This window comes from Solitalea canadensis DSM 3403, assembly GCF_000242635.2.
In the GTDB taxonomy this organism is placed as follows: Bacteria; Bacteroidota; Bacteroidia; order Sphingobacteriales; family Sphingobacteriaceae; genus Solitalea; species Solitalea canadensis.
Map to the genome: position 1 here is coordinate 1,601,751 of NC_017770.1, position 16,724 is coordinate 1,618,474.

Here is a 16,724-nt window from a genome sequence, read left to right on the forward strand (position 1 = left end):
GTGATTACTGCTTATAGACTATCTGTAGAATTAAAAGTTTTTCTCATGAAGAGAATCACGTAACACTTGCTATTTTTGCAAAACTATAAGTAACAGTACACCTCTGCTAACAAAGCATACTTTTGAAATTATTTTGCAGGTAACACCATTTATGAAAACGAAGATCTTATTAGTTACGCTTTTGCTGATCAGCAATTTTTCTTTCGCTCAAACCATAAACAATAACTGGCCACAAGGGAAATTTAAATTAAACATAAGTAACCTCAACTATACTACTTACCTATCCGCTAAGAACACTTTTTGGATGCAAATGACAGATAAAAAGGGTGGTTTTAACTTCTTTACGGTAGGCAGTTACAAGGTGAAAAATGACACTGTTTTATTTTACCTGGATAAAAGTGCTTATCCGCTTAAGGCATTATATAAGAAAAATACTTCAACTACAAACAATACCAAAACGATAGTTATCACGATTGACAGTTTGAATTATATAAGTTCAAATGATTTTAAAATAGCAACCGGAAACTCGTTTAAGAAAGATCAGCTTGTTGATTTTACCGATTCGATAAGCATCGAGGAAGGAACAAAGAAAAAATCCATAAAAGTTAAATTGCCTGTTGGCGATTCATTATATGTAACCCATAGCAGGTATCCATCATCACAATTAACAGTGTTTGCGCTGCCAAAAAATGTGCAGCAAATCCGTCTAAAATTTAATGATGTGTATTTCAGTAATAGCGATGTGGTAACTTGTGTAAAGGGAGAAAACGCTAATGAGCTGATTATGATCGAGCATAGAAAGCCGTTTTTGAGTTTCTTTTATGTTGGAAATGTAAGTAATGAAGAGGATAAATTATTAATAGCTCAAAAAGATATTCCGGATAACGGATTTGATTTCTTACCTCGTAGCAGGGTCTATACAGATACTTCCGTAGTTAAAAAATCAGATTACGATTATGATACCGAAGAGTATGTGAAAAAGGATACCATAAAGATTTATACCAATTTTGAAGAAGCACAACGTTTAGCCAAAGAGCAGAATAAATTTTTGGTATTGTATTGTGAAAAGGTTGCATCCAAAGAAGATAGCTATTATTCATTTCAGCAATTTATTAAGGAGGCTAACACCGAATCTTACATTAAAACAGATTATTTCAATAAAAACTTCGTCTTATACAATGTTCCGGAGAGTGATTTGAAACGTTTAAAAGGTTATGGTGTAAAATCTTATCCGGGAACGGTTATTTTGGCTCCTACAGGACAATTGTTGTATTATAGTTATGGAAAATCCTTTTATGAACTTCAAAGTAATTTTACCTATTCAAGCTACCTGTTTGCTGAAAAACTTTGGTTAGTGTATAACAAATCGGTATTAATGCCGCAGTTACAAAAGGAACCCGACAATACGAAATTGCAGGAAGCGTACTTAAACAATATTCCTGATTATTATGGCTTTTATGATGACGCTGTGAGTGTGAGCGATTATGAAAAGTCTAAAGATAAATTTGAGTCTTCGATGGATTACTCAATTGATGGCTCATTTGTTTTAAAATCATTGAATAAGCTCGTAATAGGATATTCATTAGGAAAAGCCGATACAACCAACGCTAAATTAATCCTCAAAGTGCTGGGATATTTAGCAAATTCAAAATCCATGAATGCTGATGACTTTATCTATTCAATGGATGCTGCAGGAATACCTCAGTTTACGCCTGCATTTGACTATCTGATTCGAAATTATAATGGGTTATCAGCTTATACATACACTGATAACGATTACTATAAACAGCCTAAAACGCTGTATGTATTGTTGAGTAAATTGATAAATGCGGATAAATACAATGAAGTTGACCGCGAAAAAGGAATAATTGCCCAGCAAATATTTATTGAAGCATTACCCCAGGTGATTCATTATGAGGTTCCGTTGCTTATACGTAAAGAGATTTATTACGCCTATGATAAATTGCTGAGCAACGAAGCGATCGGTTTATTGGATAAGTATGCTGCTACATTTGGTGCGAAGAAGGATGTTTTAAGCTATGCTAAATCATTGTTCAAACAGTTGGTCGCTGATTCAATCAGTTATGATTATGTTAACAGTACGTCAACTACTTATTCATATTCGTCAAGTGATGATAAGGCGAGTGATGCTGCCTTCATTTATCAAACAGCCGATTTATTAAATAGTGCTGCATGGAAATGTTATCAGTTTAGCACTGATGATGGAACGTTAACCAAAGCGCTTAATTGGTCGGTTTTAAGCGTTGAGCTGGAAGCTGAAAATCCTTATTTTATTGATACTCGAGCGCATTTATTATACCGTTTGGCACACAAAGAACAAGCTATTGAGCAGCAACAGAAAGCTGTAAATATTATCAAGGCTAAAAAGGGAGATCAAACAGTTACGGATAAGCAAATCTTAATAGATCTGCGAAAAATGATTGCCGGAACACTCTCAACAGATTCAGAGAATAGTAGTGCTGATAATCATTATCGAATAGATCCGCCAAAAGTGGAAAACCTAGTCGCGAGTGAGGTTTATGAAAAAGTGGAGGTAGCACCAGTTTATGAAGGAGGAGAGAAGGCAATGAAGGCATTTATTAATGATCAACTCAATTATCCTATTAAAGCATTAAATGCACATGTTAGTGGAACTGTTTTCATAAGTTTTGTTATCACCAGTGATGGATCAATTGCCAATATTAATGTAGATAAAAGTTTAGGTTATGGGTGTGATGAAGAAGCGACAAGATTAGTTAAAAGCATGGCTATTTGGGAGCCTGGGAAAATGCATGGTAAACCCGTAAATGTTAAATATACATTGCCGGTTAAATTTGAGCTGCCTAACTAATTAACTCATGTTGCCAGTTCAATAAGATGTCCCTATAGAGATTATAGATAGGTAGCATCACGCGCTGTGCGATTTAAAAAAAAGACTAATAGTGCAACAAACATAGTTTGATGAATTATTTTCTTCCTCCGCTTTCAGCGGGACTCACTTTTTTCATGTAGTGTTTAGTTTCAAAAGGTATTCAAGAATGCTTCGCATGTTTTTCTTCAGCAAAAAAAAGTAAACAAAAAATGCTCTCGGCTCAGCCGAGACTGCGTACAGTTCTCCGAAAATTAGTGCAAGTATTTAAACCATTTCTTCCGAACTGTACGAGGCGATTTTGGCTTATATGATAATTTATGCTTTAAGTTCACAAATGTGAAATCAAATCGCACAACATGTCTTTACTCCGATGGAGTATTCGCTTAATAACTGGCAACTTGAGTTAATTAAAATAAGTTATAATGTGGAAAGATGTTTATCAATTGAATAATTTTATAAATTTACTTTCAGACACTATATATGAATAAAAAAAACGATAAATCAGGGATTAAAAAGCTGTTTTTTGCATTAATTATAATAGTAACATGCGTATCCTGCGTGAAGGATAAAAACGGTTGGGATAAAACAACTGAAACATCTTTTAAAATAAACTGTAAAAAGGCAATGTTAGCCAACAGTTCAATGACGGATGAGCAGGCGGAATTTATAACTGATTGTTTAGTTGAAAAGATAAAACAAAACAATATTAAGGCTGTTGATGTTGAAAAAGCTGAAAATCAGCAGTTGATTTTACAGTTTGGAAAAGAGTGTAGTGAAAGCTGGAATAAGAGGCAACAAAAGTAATCAGGATTATAACCAACTTAACATATGTATAAAAAAGTTTTACCAGTTTTTGTAGCAGTTTCTCTTCTGATTGCTTCGTGCGGTAATAAGGCTGAAAATACCAATACGAAAGGAACCGCTCCCATAAAGACAAATACCTTGGCTTCAACAGCAACGGCGTCAGTAGGAGTAAATCCTGCACATGGTCAGCCTGGTCATCGTTGTGATATTCCTGTCGGTGCGCCATTAAATGCTCCTGCAGGACAATCGGTTTCGATACCTAAAATGTCGACTGTACCTCAGAATGTAAGTGCAGCCATTCAGAATAAAGGTATGACAACAACACCGACTGCAAAGCCAGTTGTTCAACCTGTGAGTGCACCGGTAGTTAGTTCAACTCCGGTTACGGTTAACACTACAACAGCTGCTGTACCAGCAACAACGACAAAGAAGGGGATGAACCCGCCACATGGGCAACCAGGCCATAGATGTGATATTGCGGTGGGGGCACCTTTAAATTCTGCGTCGGCTAAAACTCAAGTTACTACAACAACAGCAGCTGCCCCAAAAGCACAGCCTGTTGCAGCAACAACTGAACTTCAAAAGAATAGTGACGGAGTGCCATTGAATCCAGCGCACGGACAACCGGGTCACAGATGTGACATTGCGGTTGGAGCTCCTTTAACTCCAAAAAAATAAAATATACAACCCCGACTATTGTAAGTCGGGGTTTGTTTTCTGTTTGCTTTCGTAAATAGCAACACTTTTCTCCAATTAACTTTCCCTACACGTATTCTTTTTATATCTTTGCGCTTTCATTTCAAAACCACTGTTACATTGGAACATCTGGAATTAACCACTGTTGAAACCGCAAAAGACTTAGGGCTTTTGCCTGAAGAATTCGAAAAAATCAAGGAAATTTTAGGACGCACGCCTAACTTTAACGAGCTGAGTATATTCTCAGTGATGTGGAGTGAGCACTGTTCGTACAAAAATTCAATTGTTTGGTTAAAAACTTTACCTAAAGAAGGCCCTCGTATGTTGGCCAAAGCTGGTGAAGAAAATGCCGGATTGGTTGATATTGGCGATGGCTTGGCTTGCTGTTTTAAAATTGAATCACATAACCACCCTTCGGCGCTTGAGCCTTATCAAGGTGCTGCTACCGGAGTAGGAGGTATTAATCGCGATATCTTCACCATGGGTGCCCGTCCGGTTGCTCAATTAAACTCTTTACGTTTTGGTGATATTAACCTTGACCGTACTAAATGGTTAGTTAAAGGAGTAGTTAAAGGTATTGGTGATTACGGAAATGCTTTCGGTATCCCAACTGTTGGCGGTGAAGTTTTCTTTGACGAAAGTTTCAACGTAAACCCATTGGTTAACGCAATGTCGGCTGGTATCGTTAAAGTTGGTGAAACTGTTTCAGCTACTTCATACGGTGTTGGTAACCCCGTTTACATTGTAGGTTCGGCAACAGGAAAAGACGGAATTCACGGAGCTGCTTTCGCTTCAAAAGATATTACTGAGGACTCAGTAAACGATTTGCCTTCTGTTCAGGTAGGTGATCCATTTCAGGAAAAATTATTATTAGAAGCTACGCTTGAGGTAATTCAATCGGGTGCAGTTATTGGTATGCAAGATATGGGTGCGGCAGGCATTATCTGTTCAAACTCAGAAATGTCGGCAAAAGGCGAACATGGTATGCGTATCAATCTTGACAAGGTTCCAACCCGTCAGGAAAATATGAAGCCTTGGGAAATCCTTCTTTCAGAATCACAAGAGCGTATGCTAATTGTGGTTGAAAAAGGGAAAGAGGCGATCGTTGAAAAAATCTTCGATAAATGGGATTTAAATTGCGCTGTTATTGGCGAAGTTACTGAGGGTAACCGTTTGCAATATTACATGCACGATGTTTTAGTTGCTGACGTTCCTGCAGAAGACTTAGTATTAGGTGGAGGTGCTCCGGTTTATCACCGTGAATACCGCGAACCTGCTTACATGGTTGAGCATAAAGCTTTCAAAATTGAAGATGTTAAAGAGCCTTCAAATCTGAAAGAAGTTGCTGATCACTTGATTTCTCATCCAAATATTGCTTCTAAGCGTTGGGTTTACAACCAATATGATTCAATGGTTGGTACATTGAATATGACAACTAACCGTCCAAGTGATGCAGGTGTGGTTGATGTTCGTGGTACTGATAAAGCATTGGCATTAACGGTTGATTGTAACTCACGTTATGTATACGCTGATCCTGAAGAAGGATGTGCTATTGCAGTGGCTGAGGCTGCCCGTAACATTATTTGTGCAGGTGGTGAGCCTGTGGCAATTACTAACTGTTTGAACTTTGGTAACCCTTATATTCCTGAAGTTTACTGGCAGTTTGTTAGCGCCATTAAAGGTATGAGTAAAGCTTGTACGAAGTTTGAAACTCCTGTAACTGGTGGTAACGTAAGTTTCTATAACCAATCGAGCGATGAAGGACCTGTGTTCCCAACGCCAACTATTGGTATGTTAGGTGTTTTAGACGACAAGAAAACATTAATGACCAGCGATTTCAAAAATGAAGGCGACTTCGTTTATTTGATCGGTGAATCACAAAATGATATTGCTGCTTCTCAATACCTTGCTTCTTATCATAATGTAGATAAATATCCAGCTCCTTATTTTAATTTGGAGAAAGAATATGACATGCATCAGGCTATTAAAGGTTTAATTAAAGATGGATTTATTGAGTCTGCTCATGATGTGGCAGATGGAGGTTTATTCATTGCTTTATTTGAATCAGCGATGTACAGAGGATTCGGTTTCGAAATTGAATCAGATGATAGCGTTCGTAAAGATGCTTTCTTGTTTGGTGAGGCTCAGGGTCGTGTGGTAGTTTCAGTTAAGGCTGAATTACAAGAACAATTCATTGAGTTTATGTCGACAAGTGGTGTTGAGTTTAGTTTATTAGGAACTGTTACCGAATCTCCTGAAATGTTTATCGATGGTGACTCATTCGGAAAAGTGCCTTCAGCTAAAAATGTATACGACAATGTATTACATGGTTATTTAGGTGCATAACCTAATACACTAGTTTGAAAATATTATAGAGCCTCGTTTATCGGGGCTTTTTAGTTTGACCTCCCCCTAAATCCCTCTCCTGGAGGAGAGAGATTTAGGGGGAGGTGTCGGTTGTCTAGTTCCTCTCTTGCATGGGGTTGGAGGGATACTGAGTTTTATTACAGAATCTTTTTAAAATCACCACACAATTAATAATGTTTATCCTTAAAAGGTATTTTGGAGACAGCAGCTGTTGTTTAATTTTGTGAATAAGAAAATCAAATAATGATCAAGAGGTTAATTCTCATTCTATTACTAATAACTTCGATAAAAATTACTGTTTCAGCTCAAAGTTGGGATGGAGTAAAACTTCAAAACGGAGATCTGTTGTTTGAAGACCTGGATTGTGGTCCGTTATGTGATGCAATTGAAGAGGTTACGCAGAGTTATGGGGGACATCGTTTTTCTCACATTGGTTTAGTTTATTTAAAAGCTGATTCTGCCTATATTATTGAAGCAATAGGAGCTAAGGTGCAGTTAACCCCAATTGATAAGTTTACTGGCCGTACGAGTCATAAAATCTATGTTGGAAGGGTTAGGAAAGCTTATAAGAAAATAGCAAATGAGGCGGTTGCTTTTTCTTTAAGCAAACTGAATGTGCCGTATGATGATGAGTTTATATATGATAACGGCAAATACTATTGTTCCGAATTAATTTATGATGCATTTATGAATGCTAATAAGAATAAGCCGTTCTTTAAATTGGAGCCAATGACATTCAAACAACCTGGCACAGCAGAGTTTTATCCGGCATGGGTTGCCTATTATAAAGAACTAAGTGTAGACATACCTGAAGCTAAACCGGGAATTAACCCGGGAGGAATTTCGCGTTCAGAAAAAATAGAGATTTGTAACCCATAACTTCTATTCATGTCAAAAGCTTATTTTGAGTTTAAACAATTTAAAGTCTACCATGATAAGTGTGCCATGAAGGTTGGTACAGACGGGCTTTTACTGGGCACACTGACTGATTGTAGCAAGGCTGCGCAGATACTTGATATAGGAGCAGGAACGGGCCTTATTGCGTTGATATTAGCGCAACGAAGTGATGCAATTATTGATGCGATTGAAATAGATGACGATGCATCGGAGCAGGCTAAAAGTAACTTTGATTTTTCCCCTTGGAGTGATCGGTTAACATGTTTTCATTCGTCTGTTTTTGATTTTACAACTGAAAAGAAATATGATGTTATTGTTTCCAATCCTCCGTATTTTATTAATTCTCTAAAGTCTAATTTACATAAAAAACAAACGGCCCGGCACATTGATGAAGATTTCTTTCCTAAATTAAGCTTGAAAATCAGTGAGTTGCTAAATGATAATGGCTCGTGTTGGATTGTATTGCCCGTTAACGAAATGCATCAATTTACAAAGCATGCTAAATCTGCCGGTTTACAGCCATCAAAATTAATTCATATTCATTCCTTTGATCATTCTCCGGAAAAGAGAAGGATTGTCGCCTTTAGAAAAGAAAAAAACGAGGTAATATTTGAGAAATTTGTGATATATGAATCACAGGGAACACATTCACATCAATATATCAGCATCGCAAAAGACTTTTTGACTATATTCTAACAGTACCTCACCAATGAAAAAAATAGGCTTATTATCCGATACTCACAGTTACATTGATGATGCACTTTTTGAGCATTTTAAAGATGTTGATGAAATTTGGCATGCCGGTGATGTTGGTGTCCCTGAAGTTTTGGATAAGCTCAAAGCTTTTAAGCCTGTAAGGGGAGTTTGGGGTAATATTGACGGACAAGTGATAAGGGCTGAATTGCCCTACATCAACCGGTTTAAATGTGAAGAAGTTAATGTGATGATGATCCATATTGGTGGATATCCGGGGAAGTACAATCCTAAGGTTAAACCTGAATTATTAAAAGAATCAATTGATCTGTTCATCTGCGGTCACTCACATATACTTAAAGTAATGCCCGACAAGCAATATGGTTTTCTTCATATGAACCCGGGCGCATATGGAAAAGAAGGGTTTCACCAGGTACGGACTTTGTTGCGTTTTTCGATTTCTGATAAACGAATCCATGATTTAGAAGTAATAGAGCTCAAAAGGTGGTAAAAAACGCAAAAACTTTTAAAACACGCATTTTTTGCATGTTTTTACACTTTTCTGTTCACACTTTCCATTTTAGTATACTTTCCTAACTTACTTTGTGTTTTTTTTATAAAAAATAGGTGTATTTGCTACACTAAGAACGTTTTTTGGCCTTCTTGCAATTTTTTGATGCATAATATTTGCCTTACTTTCGGGGTACCATTTCAATAAACTTTATGACCAATGTAATGACGCTGGGGCAGTTCATCATTGAACGCCAGGCTGAATTTCCTTATGCGAAGGGAGAGCTTTCACGATTACTTCGCGATATTGGCATTGCTGCCAAGATTGTGAACAGGGAAGTGAACAAAGCAGGACTTGTAGATATTTTAGGTGAAGCCGGAACAATGAACGTGCAAGGCGAAGCTGTTAAAAAATTGGATGTCTATGCTAATGAACAATTCATTTCTGCTTTAAAAAGTGGCGGAGAATGCTGTCTCATCGCATCGGAGGAAAATGAAGATGTAATACAGATTGATGGAGAAGTTTCACGTAATGCACGTTATGTGGTTGCCATTGATCCCTTAGACGGATCTTCGAATATTGATGTAAACGTTGCGGTAGGTACTATCTTTTCGATTTATCGCAGGAAAACAGAAAGTGGTCCGTGTACTAAGATCGATGTTCTGCAAAAAGGTACTGAACAGGTAGCTGCAGGATATATAATTTATGGTTCATCAACCATGTTGGTGTATACCACTGGGCATGGCGTAAACGGATTTACACTTGATCCTTCAATTGGTGAGTTCTGCTTTTCGCATCCAAATATGGTGTTCCCTAAAACTGGTAAAATGTATTCCTTGAATGAAGGTAATTACGTTCATTTCCCTGAAGGAGTTAAGAAATACTTGAAATATTGCCAGGCAGAAGATAAAGAAACTAATAGACCATACACTTCGCGTTATATTGGCTCAATGGTAGCAGATATTCACCGTAATATGATTAAAGGGGGCATATTTATTTACCCTACCACTGCTAGTTCGCCAAAAGGTAAATTGCGTTTGGTGTATGAATGTAATCCTTTAGCTTTTATAGTTGAGCAAGCAGGTGGACGTGCAACCAACGGGTTTAAACGCATCATGGATCTTCAGGTAAATGAGGTGCATCAACGCACTCCGATCTTTATCGGTTCGGAAGAGATGGTTAAAAAAGCGGAAGAATTTATGAAGGAGTTCTCTCCTGAATTAAAGGAAGTATTGGAAGCCGTTGAAGCTTAAAACGATTATAACAGCCAATCGATTCAATATAAAAGAAAATCCCGTCCCGGTTTAACCGAGACGGGATTTTCTTTTATTGGTATAAAGCCCGCACTTATTTTGCAATTACATAGTTATGAGGTTCGGTTTTGCTTTGTTTAAAGTAAAGCAGTATTCCTATTATAACAAAAGGAATGCTTAACCATTGACCCATATTAAGCGACATTCCCTTTTCAAAGTCTACCTGTTCAGCTTTTAAGAATTCAATGAAAAATCTGAAGGCAAACAGTAAAACAAGGAAGAAAGAGAAGATAATTCCATCTTTCATTTGGGTTACATGTTTGTAATAATACCACAATAAGAAAGCAAACAATGCAATACAGAAGAATGCTTCATACAACTGTGTTGGATGACGAGGTAATGCATTCGGTCCATCAGAGGTTACAAATCTGAAGGCCCAGGGAACGTCGGTTACTTTTCCATAAATTTCGGAGTTGAATAAATTACCGAAACGGATACAGGCTCCTCCCAATGCTACTACTATTACGATACGGTCGAGTATCCACAAATAGGGTAATTTCGATACATTCTTTGAGAATAGGTATAACCCAAATAATATACCAATAGCCGCACCATGACTAGCTAAACCACCTTTCCAAACCATCAAAATTTCTAATGGGTGACTTAGGTAATACTCAGGCTCATAGAAGAGACAATGTCCTAAACGAGCACCAATTACAGTAGAAACTACCATGTACATGGTTAACTTATCTAAAACTTCCTCCTTTACACCTTCTTTTCTAAAGATTTTTTGCATGATGAAATAGCCGATGGCAAATCCTGAAGCAAATAGTAATCCGTACCATCTTAAAACAACAGGTCCTAACGAAAATATTTCGCGGCTAACATCCCAGGTTATGTAATTAAGCATCTAATCGTTTTTTTTTAATTCGGCCTAAAATATAAAAAAATAGAGAGAGGTAAATTATTTTCATTAGTTGAAAGCGAATTTATAACACAGTGTTTTTAATTGTGAATCAAAGGTTAGCAGTTAGTTATTTAAAACTTAAGCAATAAGACCCTATTCGTGTCTGACGGATAGGATTAGTGCTCGCGGTAATTTTTCCGTTACGGCCAACCTATTTTCAAATTGCTGCATTAAATTGGTGTATGAAAAAGCTTTCCTTTATTTTATTGTTTGTTGCAGTTTCAACTGGCTGTTTTGCACAGCAGGTTAAACCAATAAAGTTTTCTCAGCTTCAAAACAGGTATTCTTCCGTTAATGATACTACTTACATTATTAATTTTTGGGCTACATGGTGTGCACCCTGCATAAAGGAACTTCCAAATTTTGTTCAACTGCAAGAGCAATACCGCACAGATAAACTTAAAGTGATATTAGTGAGCATGGATTTTAAGTCAAAGCTCGAATCAAGTGTTCAGCCTTTTGTTAAACGAAATAAAATACCATTAGAGGTTTTGCTGTTGGATGAAAAAGATCAGGGAGCAGTGATTGATGAAGTGGATAAAAGCTGGTCGGGCGCATTGCCAGGAACATTAATTATTAATGCCAAAAACGACTATCGCAAGTTTTACGAGCGCGATTTCAATTTTGATGAGCTTAAAGATGCTTATTTGTTAACTAAAAAATAAAAACCATGAAACGATTATTGATCATTGCAGCCTTGGCTTTATTTAGCACAGCTGTTTTTGCCCAGGGATATAAGGTGGGTGATAAGGCTACCGATTTTAAACTGAAAAATGTAAATGGGAAACAGGTATCAATGGCTGATTATAAATCGGCAAAGGGATACATTGTTGTATTTACCTGTAATCATTGTCCGTACGCAAAGGCCTATGAAAACAGGATTATTGCTTTAGATAAAAAATATGCAGTTAAAGGTTATCCGGTAATTGCTATTAACCCTAATGATCCGGTTGCTTATCCTGAGGATTCTTTCGATAACATGAAGAAACGCTCAACCGAAAAGAAATATTCGTTTCCGTATTTAATTGATGAAAGTCAGAATGTGGCTAAAGCCTACGGAGCTACTAAAACCCCTCATGTATTTATATTACAAAAGACTTCGGCAGGGGATATGGTGGAATATATTGGTGCAATTGACAATGATACAGAAGGAAACGATGATAGCAAGATTAAATATGTAGAGAATGCCGTTGATGCATTATTGCAGAATAAAAAGCCTGAAACTACTTTAACCAAAGCAGTTGGCTGTAGCATTAAATGGAAATCTATATAATTCTCTTAACATCAGTTATTGACTGCAGGTCATTAATTTAAAAAATTCTATCTTTGGGTCCCGGAAATTTATCCGGGATTTTTATTTAAATATCCTTTGCGCATTTCTTATCTGCTGTCATGAATTTAAACCTGAAAAGACCTATTGCATTTTTTGATCTTGAGACTACCGGTGTTAATGTTGCATCTGATCGTATAGTGGAAATTGCAATACTAAAGGTGCTTCCTAACGGAACAATCGAAACCAAAACCCGCCGTGTTAACCCTGAAATGCCCATTCCACTTGAATCTTCATTAATTCATGGCATTTATGAGGAGGATATAAAGAATGAGCCTACTTTTAAACAAATGGCTAAAAGTATAGCTCAATTTCTTGAAAACGCTGATCTGGGAGGGTATAACTCTAATAAATTTGATGTACCGTTGTTAATGGAAGAGTTTTTAAGAGCAGGAGTGGAGTTTGATATTGAAGGACGTAAACTTGTAGATGTTCAAAATATCTTCCATCAGATGGAACAACGTACCTTAAAGGCTGCTTATAAATTCTACTGTGGTAAAGAGATCGAAAATCATCATTCGGCCGAAGCAGATATAAAAGCAACGTATGAAGTGCTTCTTGCTCAATTAGATAAATACGATGGTGTAGAATATGAAGATAAATCAGGTAATAAATCTACGCCAATAGTAAACGATGTAGAAGCTCTACATAAATTCACCTACGTTCGTGATGTTGTCGACTTTGCGGGTAGAATGATTTACAACGAGCAAGGTGTCGAAGTATTCAACTTCGGTAAGCACAAAGGAAAAGCTGTTGAAGAGGTGTTTTCTTTTGAACCAACTTATTACGATTGGATGATGAATGGTGATTTTCCACTATATACTAAGAAGAAGTTAACAGAAATCCGTTTAAGGAGTGCGTTTAAGAAGAGATAGTTTAGTCTGAAGTCGAGAGTCGTGAGTATCGAGTACATAGTTATGGGTCATGGGTTAGTCCACAGACCATAGTCGATAGTCCATAGTAATGTTGTAGGAAACTGCATATTTCTATGGACTGTTTTGTTTAATATAAATTAATTGAATAAATCATTACTCGAGATTCTGGACTATGAACTATGGTCTATTGACCTCCTTCACTAATTAGGCAAGCGATTAAAAATATTCATAATCAGTTCCTCATTGATCGGTTTGATATAGAACCCAGATACGGCGCTATATTGGCGGGCTTTTATTTTATCTTCTTCCTGAATGGAGGAAGTGATCAAAAAAATGGGTATATCTTTGTTGATCCACGGACTAAGTTTTTGGAATTCATCCAGAAAGCTCCAGCCATCCATAACAGGCATATTGATATCCAGCATAATCAGGTCGGGAAGATGAGAAACATCGCCTGAAAAGCTTTTCAGGTGTTCCAAAGCGCTATTTGCATCCGCAAAAATTTGCGTATTACGTGCTAACGACCTCGCTTTAGCGTAAGTTTTGATGATAAATTGGCAAATTCTATCGTCGTCTATTATGCATAGATTTTCAATGATTTTCATGGTAATTGAAGATGAGCGTAAATTTGATTCCGTAAATTGGATTGCTTTCTGCAAATATTTTACCACCCATTGCTTCGATATGTTTACGGGTTAAGAATAATCCTACTCCCTTGGCGTCTTTATGCTTATGAAATGTCTTGTGAAGTCCAAATAAATTACGATTGTTTTGTTCAAGGTTGATGCCTAATCCATTGTCAATGAACTCCATAATTTCTTGTTCATTAGATATATATGTTCTTACTGTGACGGACAGTTTTCGCTCAGGAGAACGATATTTCATCGAATTAGAAAGCAAATTTTGCAAAATGCTTTTCATGTAAGATTTGGAATAGTAGATTTCCTTTAGTTTAAAATCTGTTTGTAGGTCGAAGTCCAGATCACATTTTTTTCCTGTTAAGCTCAGTACAACTGAGCTAAATACTTCTTCAAAATTTACCTTATCTTTTCTTACATCCGAACGCTCTTTAATATCTAAGGCAGCTCCGATAGTATTTATAGTATCTAAAAGACTATACGTTAAGTTTTGATACTGTTCGGAAAAAACGCCAATTTCTTTTTTATCTTTTACAACTCCTGATTTATAAAGTTCAATTAATCCGATCATGCTCCCAACTGGTGCACGCAAATTATGTGAAATTAAATTGGCAAATTCTTTTAACTGCTCGTTCTGAAATTTTAGCTTATTAATTAGCGATTCATTATACTTTAGTTCGTCTTCTAATTGTTTTATTGCCGTCATCCGCAGATTAATATTTTTTGCGATAACGAAGAAGTACTCCACCTCATTATTTTCATCTCGTTTTGCTTGTGCAGATAGTTCAACCCAAATTCTTGATCCGTTTTTGTGAATATATTGCTTTTCATAAGTGAAACAATTAAAATCGCCCTGAAGCATTTTGCGATAATATCTGCGCGTAATTTCTCGGGATTCGGGGGCCGAAAATTCATCCCAAAAAACACCAACCAGCTCTGATCGCTTATATCCCAACATATTGGCAAATTGCTTATTCATTTCAAGAATATATCCTTGTCGTGAAATAAATGAAATTCCGATAAGTGGAGTGGCAAATAGCGTATTTAGTTTATTTTCTTCCCAAACAGCTTGAATAAATGGGGTTCCGTCCGACTTCATGTTACTATTTTGGTAAATAGTAATGTACTGAAAATTAGCGAATAATAAGATTTTTATTTGTATACATTTGTTGGATAATGAACGAATGTTGCTCAGGATTCGTTCATCAGAAAACGGATATTTCGGTTTAAACCTTCGAATTTGGTTCGCTTAACAGCTGATTTTTTAAATAGTGATTTAAATACCTCGTTGGTTATTTCCTGCCAATCGGTTTTCTTTAGTTTCAACAGATCAGGGTGAGGATTAAAAGATGGTTCATTGTGCACTATTGAAAACCTGTTCCATGGGCAAACATCCTGGCAAACATCACAACCGAACATCCAATTATCCATTTTGCTTTTAAACGCAGTGGGAATCTCGTTTTTTAACTCAATAGTAAGGTAAGAAATGCACTTACTACCGTCAACAATATAGGAAGAGGTAATTGCCTGAGTTGGACAAGCATCGATACAGCGTGTGCATTCGCCGCAATGATCGGCAACAGGGTGATCGTATTTTAATTCAAGATCGATTACCAATTCAGCTAAAAAGAAGAAAGATCCTCTTTTCTTACTTAAAATATTACTGTGTTTACCCATCCAACCTAACCCTGCACGTTGTGCCCATGCTTTATCCATAATAGGAGCCGAATCAACAAAAGCACGACCATTAACGTCTCCGATATTTTCCCGGATGAAATGTAAGAGTTCCTTTAATTTGTCTTTGATAACAAAATGGTAATCGGTTCCATAGGCATATTTAGAGATTTTAGGAGCTTGAAAATCCTCTGGTACCTCATCAGTGTAATAATTTAAGGCTAATGAAATAACCGATTTAGCCCCATCAACTAATTTTCTCGGATCAAGCCGCATATCGAAATAGTTTTCCATATACTTCATTTCTCCGTTATTATTATTCATTAACCACTTTTCAAGCCGAGGTGCTTCATTTTCCAAAAAGGTTGCTTGCGCAATGCCACAATGCAAAAAGCCAAGTCGTAGGGCCTCAGCTTTAATTAATTGGGTGTTTTTTTCGATTAGTGCCATTTTAGAAACAGACCTCAAAAATACACAATTATAAATGGTTCTACTTAATTGCATTAGAGGTAATAATATTGCCTTATAACTAATTAGTATTAGTATTAATTCATTGATAATGAGAGATATTGTTTCTAAATTAGACTGATATCCTTAATAAGTAACATGAAAAAAACGCTCTACAAAATCATTTTATGTGCATTACTATTTACAGCAATTACCTCTTGCAACAGTGATGACACTGCAAAGATCAACCCTAAACTTACCACTATTATCTTAGTAAGGCACGCCGAACAGCTTAACCTGGATCCCGATAGCCCGTTAGCTCCCAAGGGTGTTCAAAGAGCAAAGGATCTGGCTGCTTTATTATCGAGCACATCTATAGATGCTGTGTATACAACCCCGCTCCCCAGAAGTCTGAGTACGGTTCAACCTGTATGTACGCAAAAAAGCTTAATACCCATCACTTATTCACGAGGAGAGTATTTAATGGCATTGCAACAAATAATTAGCAATTATCAGGGTAAAACAGTCCTGATTTGTGGCCATCCGGAAACCGTTCCGGCAATGTTAAACTTGTTGATTGGTGAAGAGAAATATGCTCAATCGGCAGATAACGATTACAACCATATTTATTATTCGATTACAGAACGTTTGGGTAAATCGGAAGTTTTGGTTAAAACCTACGGGGAAGAATAATATTAAT

At 36.7% G+C, this 16,724-nt stretch carries 16 protein-coding genes; 12 read left to right on the forward strand and 4 right to left on the reverse strand.

Annotated elements, in window-relative coordinates; translation table 11 throughout:
* Window positions 1–151 precede the first annotated feature (151 nt).
* The 8 genes from SOLCA_RS22200 to fbp all read left to right on the forward strand — a co-directional run bounded on the left by SOLCA_RS22200 (window position 152) and on the right by fbp (window position 10,093).
* Window positions 152–2,851, forward strand: coding sequence for an energy transducer TonB (locus SOLCA_RS22200; protein WP_014679645.1), 2,700 nt, complete (start codon window positions 152–154; stop codon window positions 2,849–2,851).
* Window positions 2,852–3,352: 501 nt separating this feature from the next.
* Window positions 3,353–3,676: a hypothetical protein gene (locus SOLCA_RS06485; protein ID WP_014679646.1), complete on the forward strand. Its 324-nt coding sequence runs from the start codon at window positions 3,353–3,355 to the stop codon at window positions 3,674–3,676.
* 24 nt (window positions 3,677–3,700) lie between these two features.
* Window positions 3,701–4,354, forward strand: coding sequence for a hypothetical protein (locus SOLCA_RS06490; protein WP_014679647.1), 654 nt, complete (start codon window positions 3,701–3,703; stop codon window positions 4,352–4,354).
* A 138-nt stretch (window positions 4,355–4,492) separates the two neighbouring features.
* Window positions 4,493–6,718, forward strand: coding sequence for a phosphoribosylformylglycinamidine synthase subunit PurL (gene purL, locus SOLCA_RS06495; protein ID WP_042479442.1), 2,226 nt, complete (start codon window positions 4,493–4,495; stop codon window positions 6,716–6,718).
* Window positions 6,719–6,982: 264 nt separating this feature from the next.
* Entirely contained in the window at window positions 6,983–7,618 is a 636-nt protein-coding gene (locus SOLCA_RS06500) for a YiiX/YebB-like N1pC/P60 family cysteine hydrolase (protein WP_014679649.1), read from the forward strand.
* A gap of 9 nt (window positions 7,619–7,627) precedes the next feature.
* Complete coding sequence (locus tag SOLCA_RS06505; protein WP_014679650.1) at window positions 7,628–8,332, forward strand: tRNA1(Val) (adenine(37)-N6)-methyltransferase; 705 nt, start codon at window positions 7,628–7,630, stop codon at window positions 8,330–8,332.
* A gap of 13 nt (window positions 8,333–8,345) precedes the next feature.
* Window positions 8,346–8,840 (forward strand): metallophosphoesterase family protein, encoded by a 495-nt coding sequence (locus tag SOLCA_RS06510; RefSeq protein ID WP_014679651.1) that lies wholly within the window; start codon window positions 8,346–8,348, stop codon window positions 8,838–8,840.
* Window positions 8,841–9,052: 212 nt separating this feature from the next.
* Window positions 9,053–10,093: a class 1 fructose-bisphosphatase gene (gene fbp, locus SOLCA_RS06515; RefSeq protein WP_014679652.1), complete on the forward strand. Its 1,041-nt coding sequence runs from the start codon at window positions 9,053–9,055 to the stop codon at window positions 10,091–10,093.
* 94 nt (window positions 10,094–10,187) lie between these two features.
* Here the strand turns inward: fbp and lgt are convergent, their stop codons facing one another.
* Window positions 10,188–11,003 (reverse strand): prolipoprotein diacylglyceryl transferase, encoded by an 816-nt coding sequence (gene lgt, locus SOLCA_RS06520; RefSeq protein ID WP_014679653.1) that lies wholly within the window; start codon window positions 11,001–11,003, stop codon window positions 10,188–10,190.
* A gap of 239 nt (window positions 11,004–11,242) precedes the next feature.
* Here lgt and SOLCA_RS06525 point away from each other — a divergent pair, with 239 nt between their 5' ends.
* The 3 genes from SOLCA_RS06525 (at window position 11,243) to SOLCA_RS06535 (ending at window position 13,265) form a co-directional block, all read left to right on the forward strand.
* Window positions 11,243–11,725, forward strand: coding sequence for a TlpA disulfide reductase family protein (locus tag SOLCA_RS06525; protein ID WP_014679654.1), 483 nt, complete (start codon window positions 11,243–11,245; stop codon window positions 11,723–11,725).
* Window positions 11,726–11,730: 5 nt separating this feature from the next.
* A complete protein-coding gene (locus SOLCA_RS06530) occupies window positions 11,731–12,333 on the forward strand; it encodes a thioredoxin family protein (RefSeq protein ID WP_014679655.1) in 603 nt (200 codons plus the stop codon).
* A gap of 119 nt (window positions 12,334–12,452) precedes the next feature.
* Window positions 12,453–13,265, forward strand: a complete 813-nt coding sequence (locus SOLCA_RS06535) for a 3'-5' exonuclease (RefSeq protein ID WP_014679656.1) — start codon at window positions 12,453–12,455, stop codon at window positions 13,263–13,265.
* Between the two features lie 200 nt (window positions 13,266–13,465).
* Here SOLCA_RS06535 and SOLCA_RS06540 read toward each other — a convergent pair whose 3' ends face one another.
* From SOLCA_RS06540 to queG, 3 genes are all read right to left on the reverse strand, one after another.
* On the reverse strand, window positions 13,466–13,870 hold the full coding sequence (locus SOLCA_RS06540; protein WP_014679657.1) for a response regulator: 405 nt from the start codon (window positions 13,868–13,870) through the stop codon (window positions 13,466–13,468).
* Window positions 13,857–15,002 (reverse strand): PAS domain S-box protein, encoded by a 1,146-nt coding sequence (locus tag SOLCA_RS06545; protein ID WP_014679658.1) that lies wholly within the window; start codon window positions 15,000–15,002, stop codon window positions 13,857–13,859. Before SOLCA_RS06545 ends, SOLCA_RS06540 begins: the two co-directional genes overlap by 14 nt.
* A 92-nt stretch (window positions 15,003–15,094) precedes the next feature.
* On the reverse strand, window positions 15,095–16,027 hold the full coding sequence (gene queG, locus SOLCA_RS06550; protein WP_042479446.1) for a tRNA epoxyqueuosine(34) reductase QueG: 933 nt from the start codon (window positions 16,025–16,027) through the stop codon (window positions 15,095–15,097).
* A 156-nt stretch (window positions 16,028–16,183) separates the two neighbouring features.
* On the opposite strand from queG, the gene SOLCA_RS06555 reads away from it, so the two are divergent.
* The gene (locus tag SOLCA_RS06555; protein ID WP_014679660.1) at window positions 16,184–16,717 is read left to right on the forward strand and encodes a phosphoglycerate mutase family protein; all 534 of its coding nucleotides are present in this window, start codon (window positions 16,184–16,186) and stop codon (window positions 16,715–16,717) included.
* The last annotated feature ends 7 nt before the right edge of the window (window positions 16,718–16,724 follow it).

What these genes read in the sequence shown, in the direction of transcription:
- SOLCA_RS22200 (WP_014679645.1), top strand. Translation starts at nt 152, where the DNA reads ATGAAAACGAAGATCTTATTAGTTACGCTTTTGCTGATCAGCAATTTT.
- SOLCA_RS06485 (WP_014679646.1), top strand. Translation starts at nt 3,353, where the DNA reads ATGAATAAAAAAAACGATAAATCAGGGATTAAAAAGCTGTTTTTTGCA.
- SOLCA_RS06490 (WP_014679647.1), top strand. Translation starts at nt 3,701, where the DNA reads ATGTATAAAAAAGTTTTACCAGTTTTTGTAGCAGTTTCTCTTCTGATT.
- SOLCA_RS06500 (WP_014679649.1), top strand. Translation starts at nt 6,983, where the DNA reads ATGATCAAGAGGTTAATTCTCATTCTATTACTAATAACTTCGATAAAA.
- SOLCA_RS06505 (WP_014679650.1), top strand. Translation starts at nt 7,628, where the DNA reads ATGTCAAAAGCTTATTTTGAGTTTAAACAATTTAAAGTCTACCATGAT.
- SOLCA_RS06510 (WP_014679651.1), top strand. Translation starts at nt 8,346, where the DNA reads ATGAAAAAAATAGGCTTATTATCCGATACTCACAGTTACATTGATGAT.
- fbp (WP_014679652.1), top strand. Translation starts at nt 9,053, where the DNA reads ATGACCAATGTAATGACGCTGGGGCAGTTCATCATTGAACGCCAGGCT.
- lgt (WP_014679653.1), bottom strand. Translation starts at nt 11,003, where the DNA reads ATGCTTAATTACATAACCTGGGATGTTAGCCGCGAAATATTTTCGTTA.
- SOLCA_RS06525 (WP_014679654.1), top strand. Translation starts at nt 11,243, where the DNA reads ATGAAAAAGCTTTCCTTTATTTTATTGTTTGTTGCAGTTTCAACTGGC.
- SOLCA_RS06530 (WP_014679655.1), top strand. Translation starts at nt 11,731, where the DNA reads ATGAAACGATTATTGATCATTGCAGCCTTGGCTTTATTTAGCACAGCT.
- SOLCA_RS06535 (WP_014679656.1), top strand. Translation starts at nt 12,453, where the DNA reads ATGAATTTAAACCTGAAAAGACCTATTGCATTTTTTGATCTTGAGACT.
- SOLCA_RS06540 (WP_014679657.1), bottom strand. Translation starts at nt 13,870, where the DNA reads ATGAAAATCATTGAAAATCTATGCATAATAGACGACGATAGAATTTGC.
- SOLCA_RS06545 (WP_014679658.1), bottom strand. Translation starts at nt 15,002, where the DNA reads ATGAAGTCGGACGGAACCCCATTTATTCAAGCTGTTTGGGAAGAAAAT.
- queG (WP_042479446.1), bottom strand. Translation starts at nt 16,027, where the DNA reads ATGGCACTAATCGAAAAAAACACCCAATTAATTAAAGCTGAGGCCCTA.
- SOLCA_RS06555 (WP_014679660.1), top strand. Translation starts at nt 16,184, where the DNA reads ATGAAAAAAACGCTCTACAAAATCATTTTATGTGCATTACTATTTACA.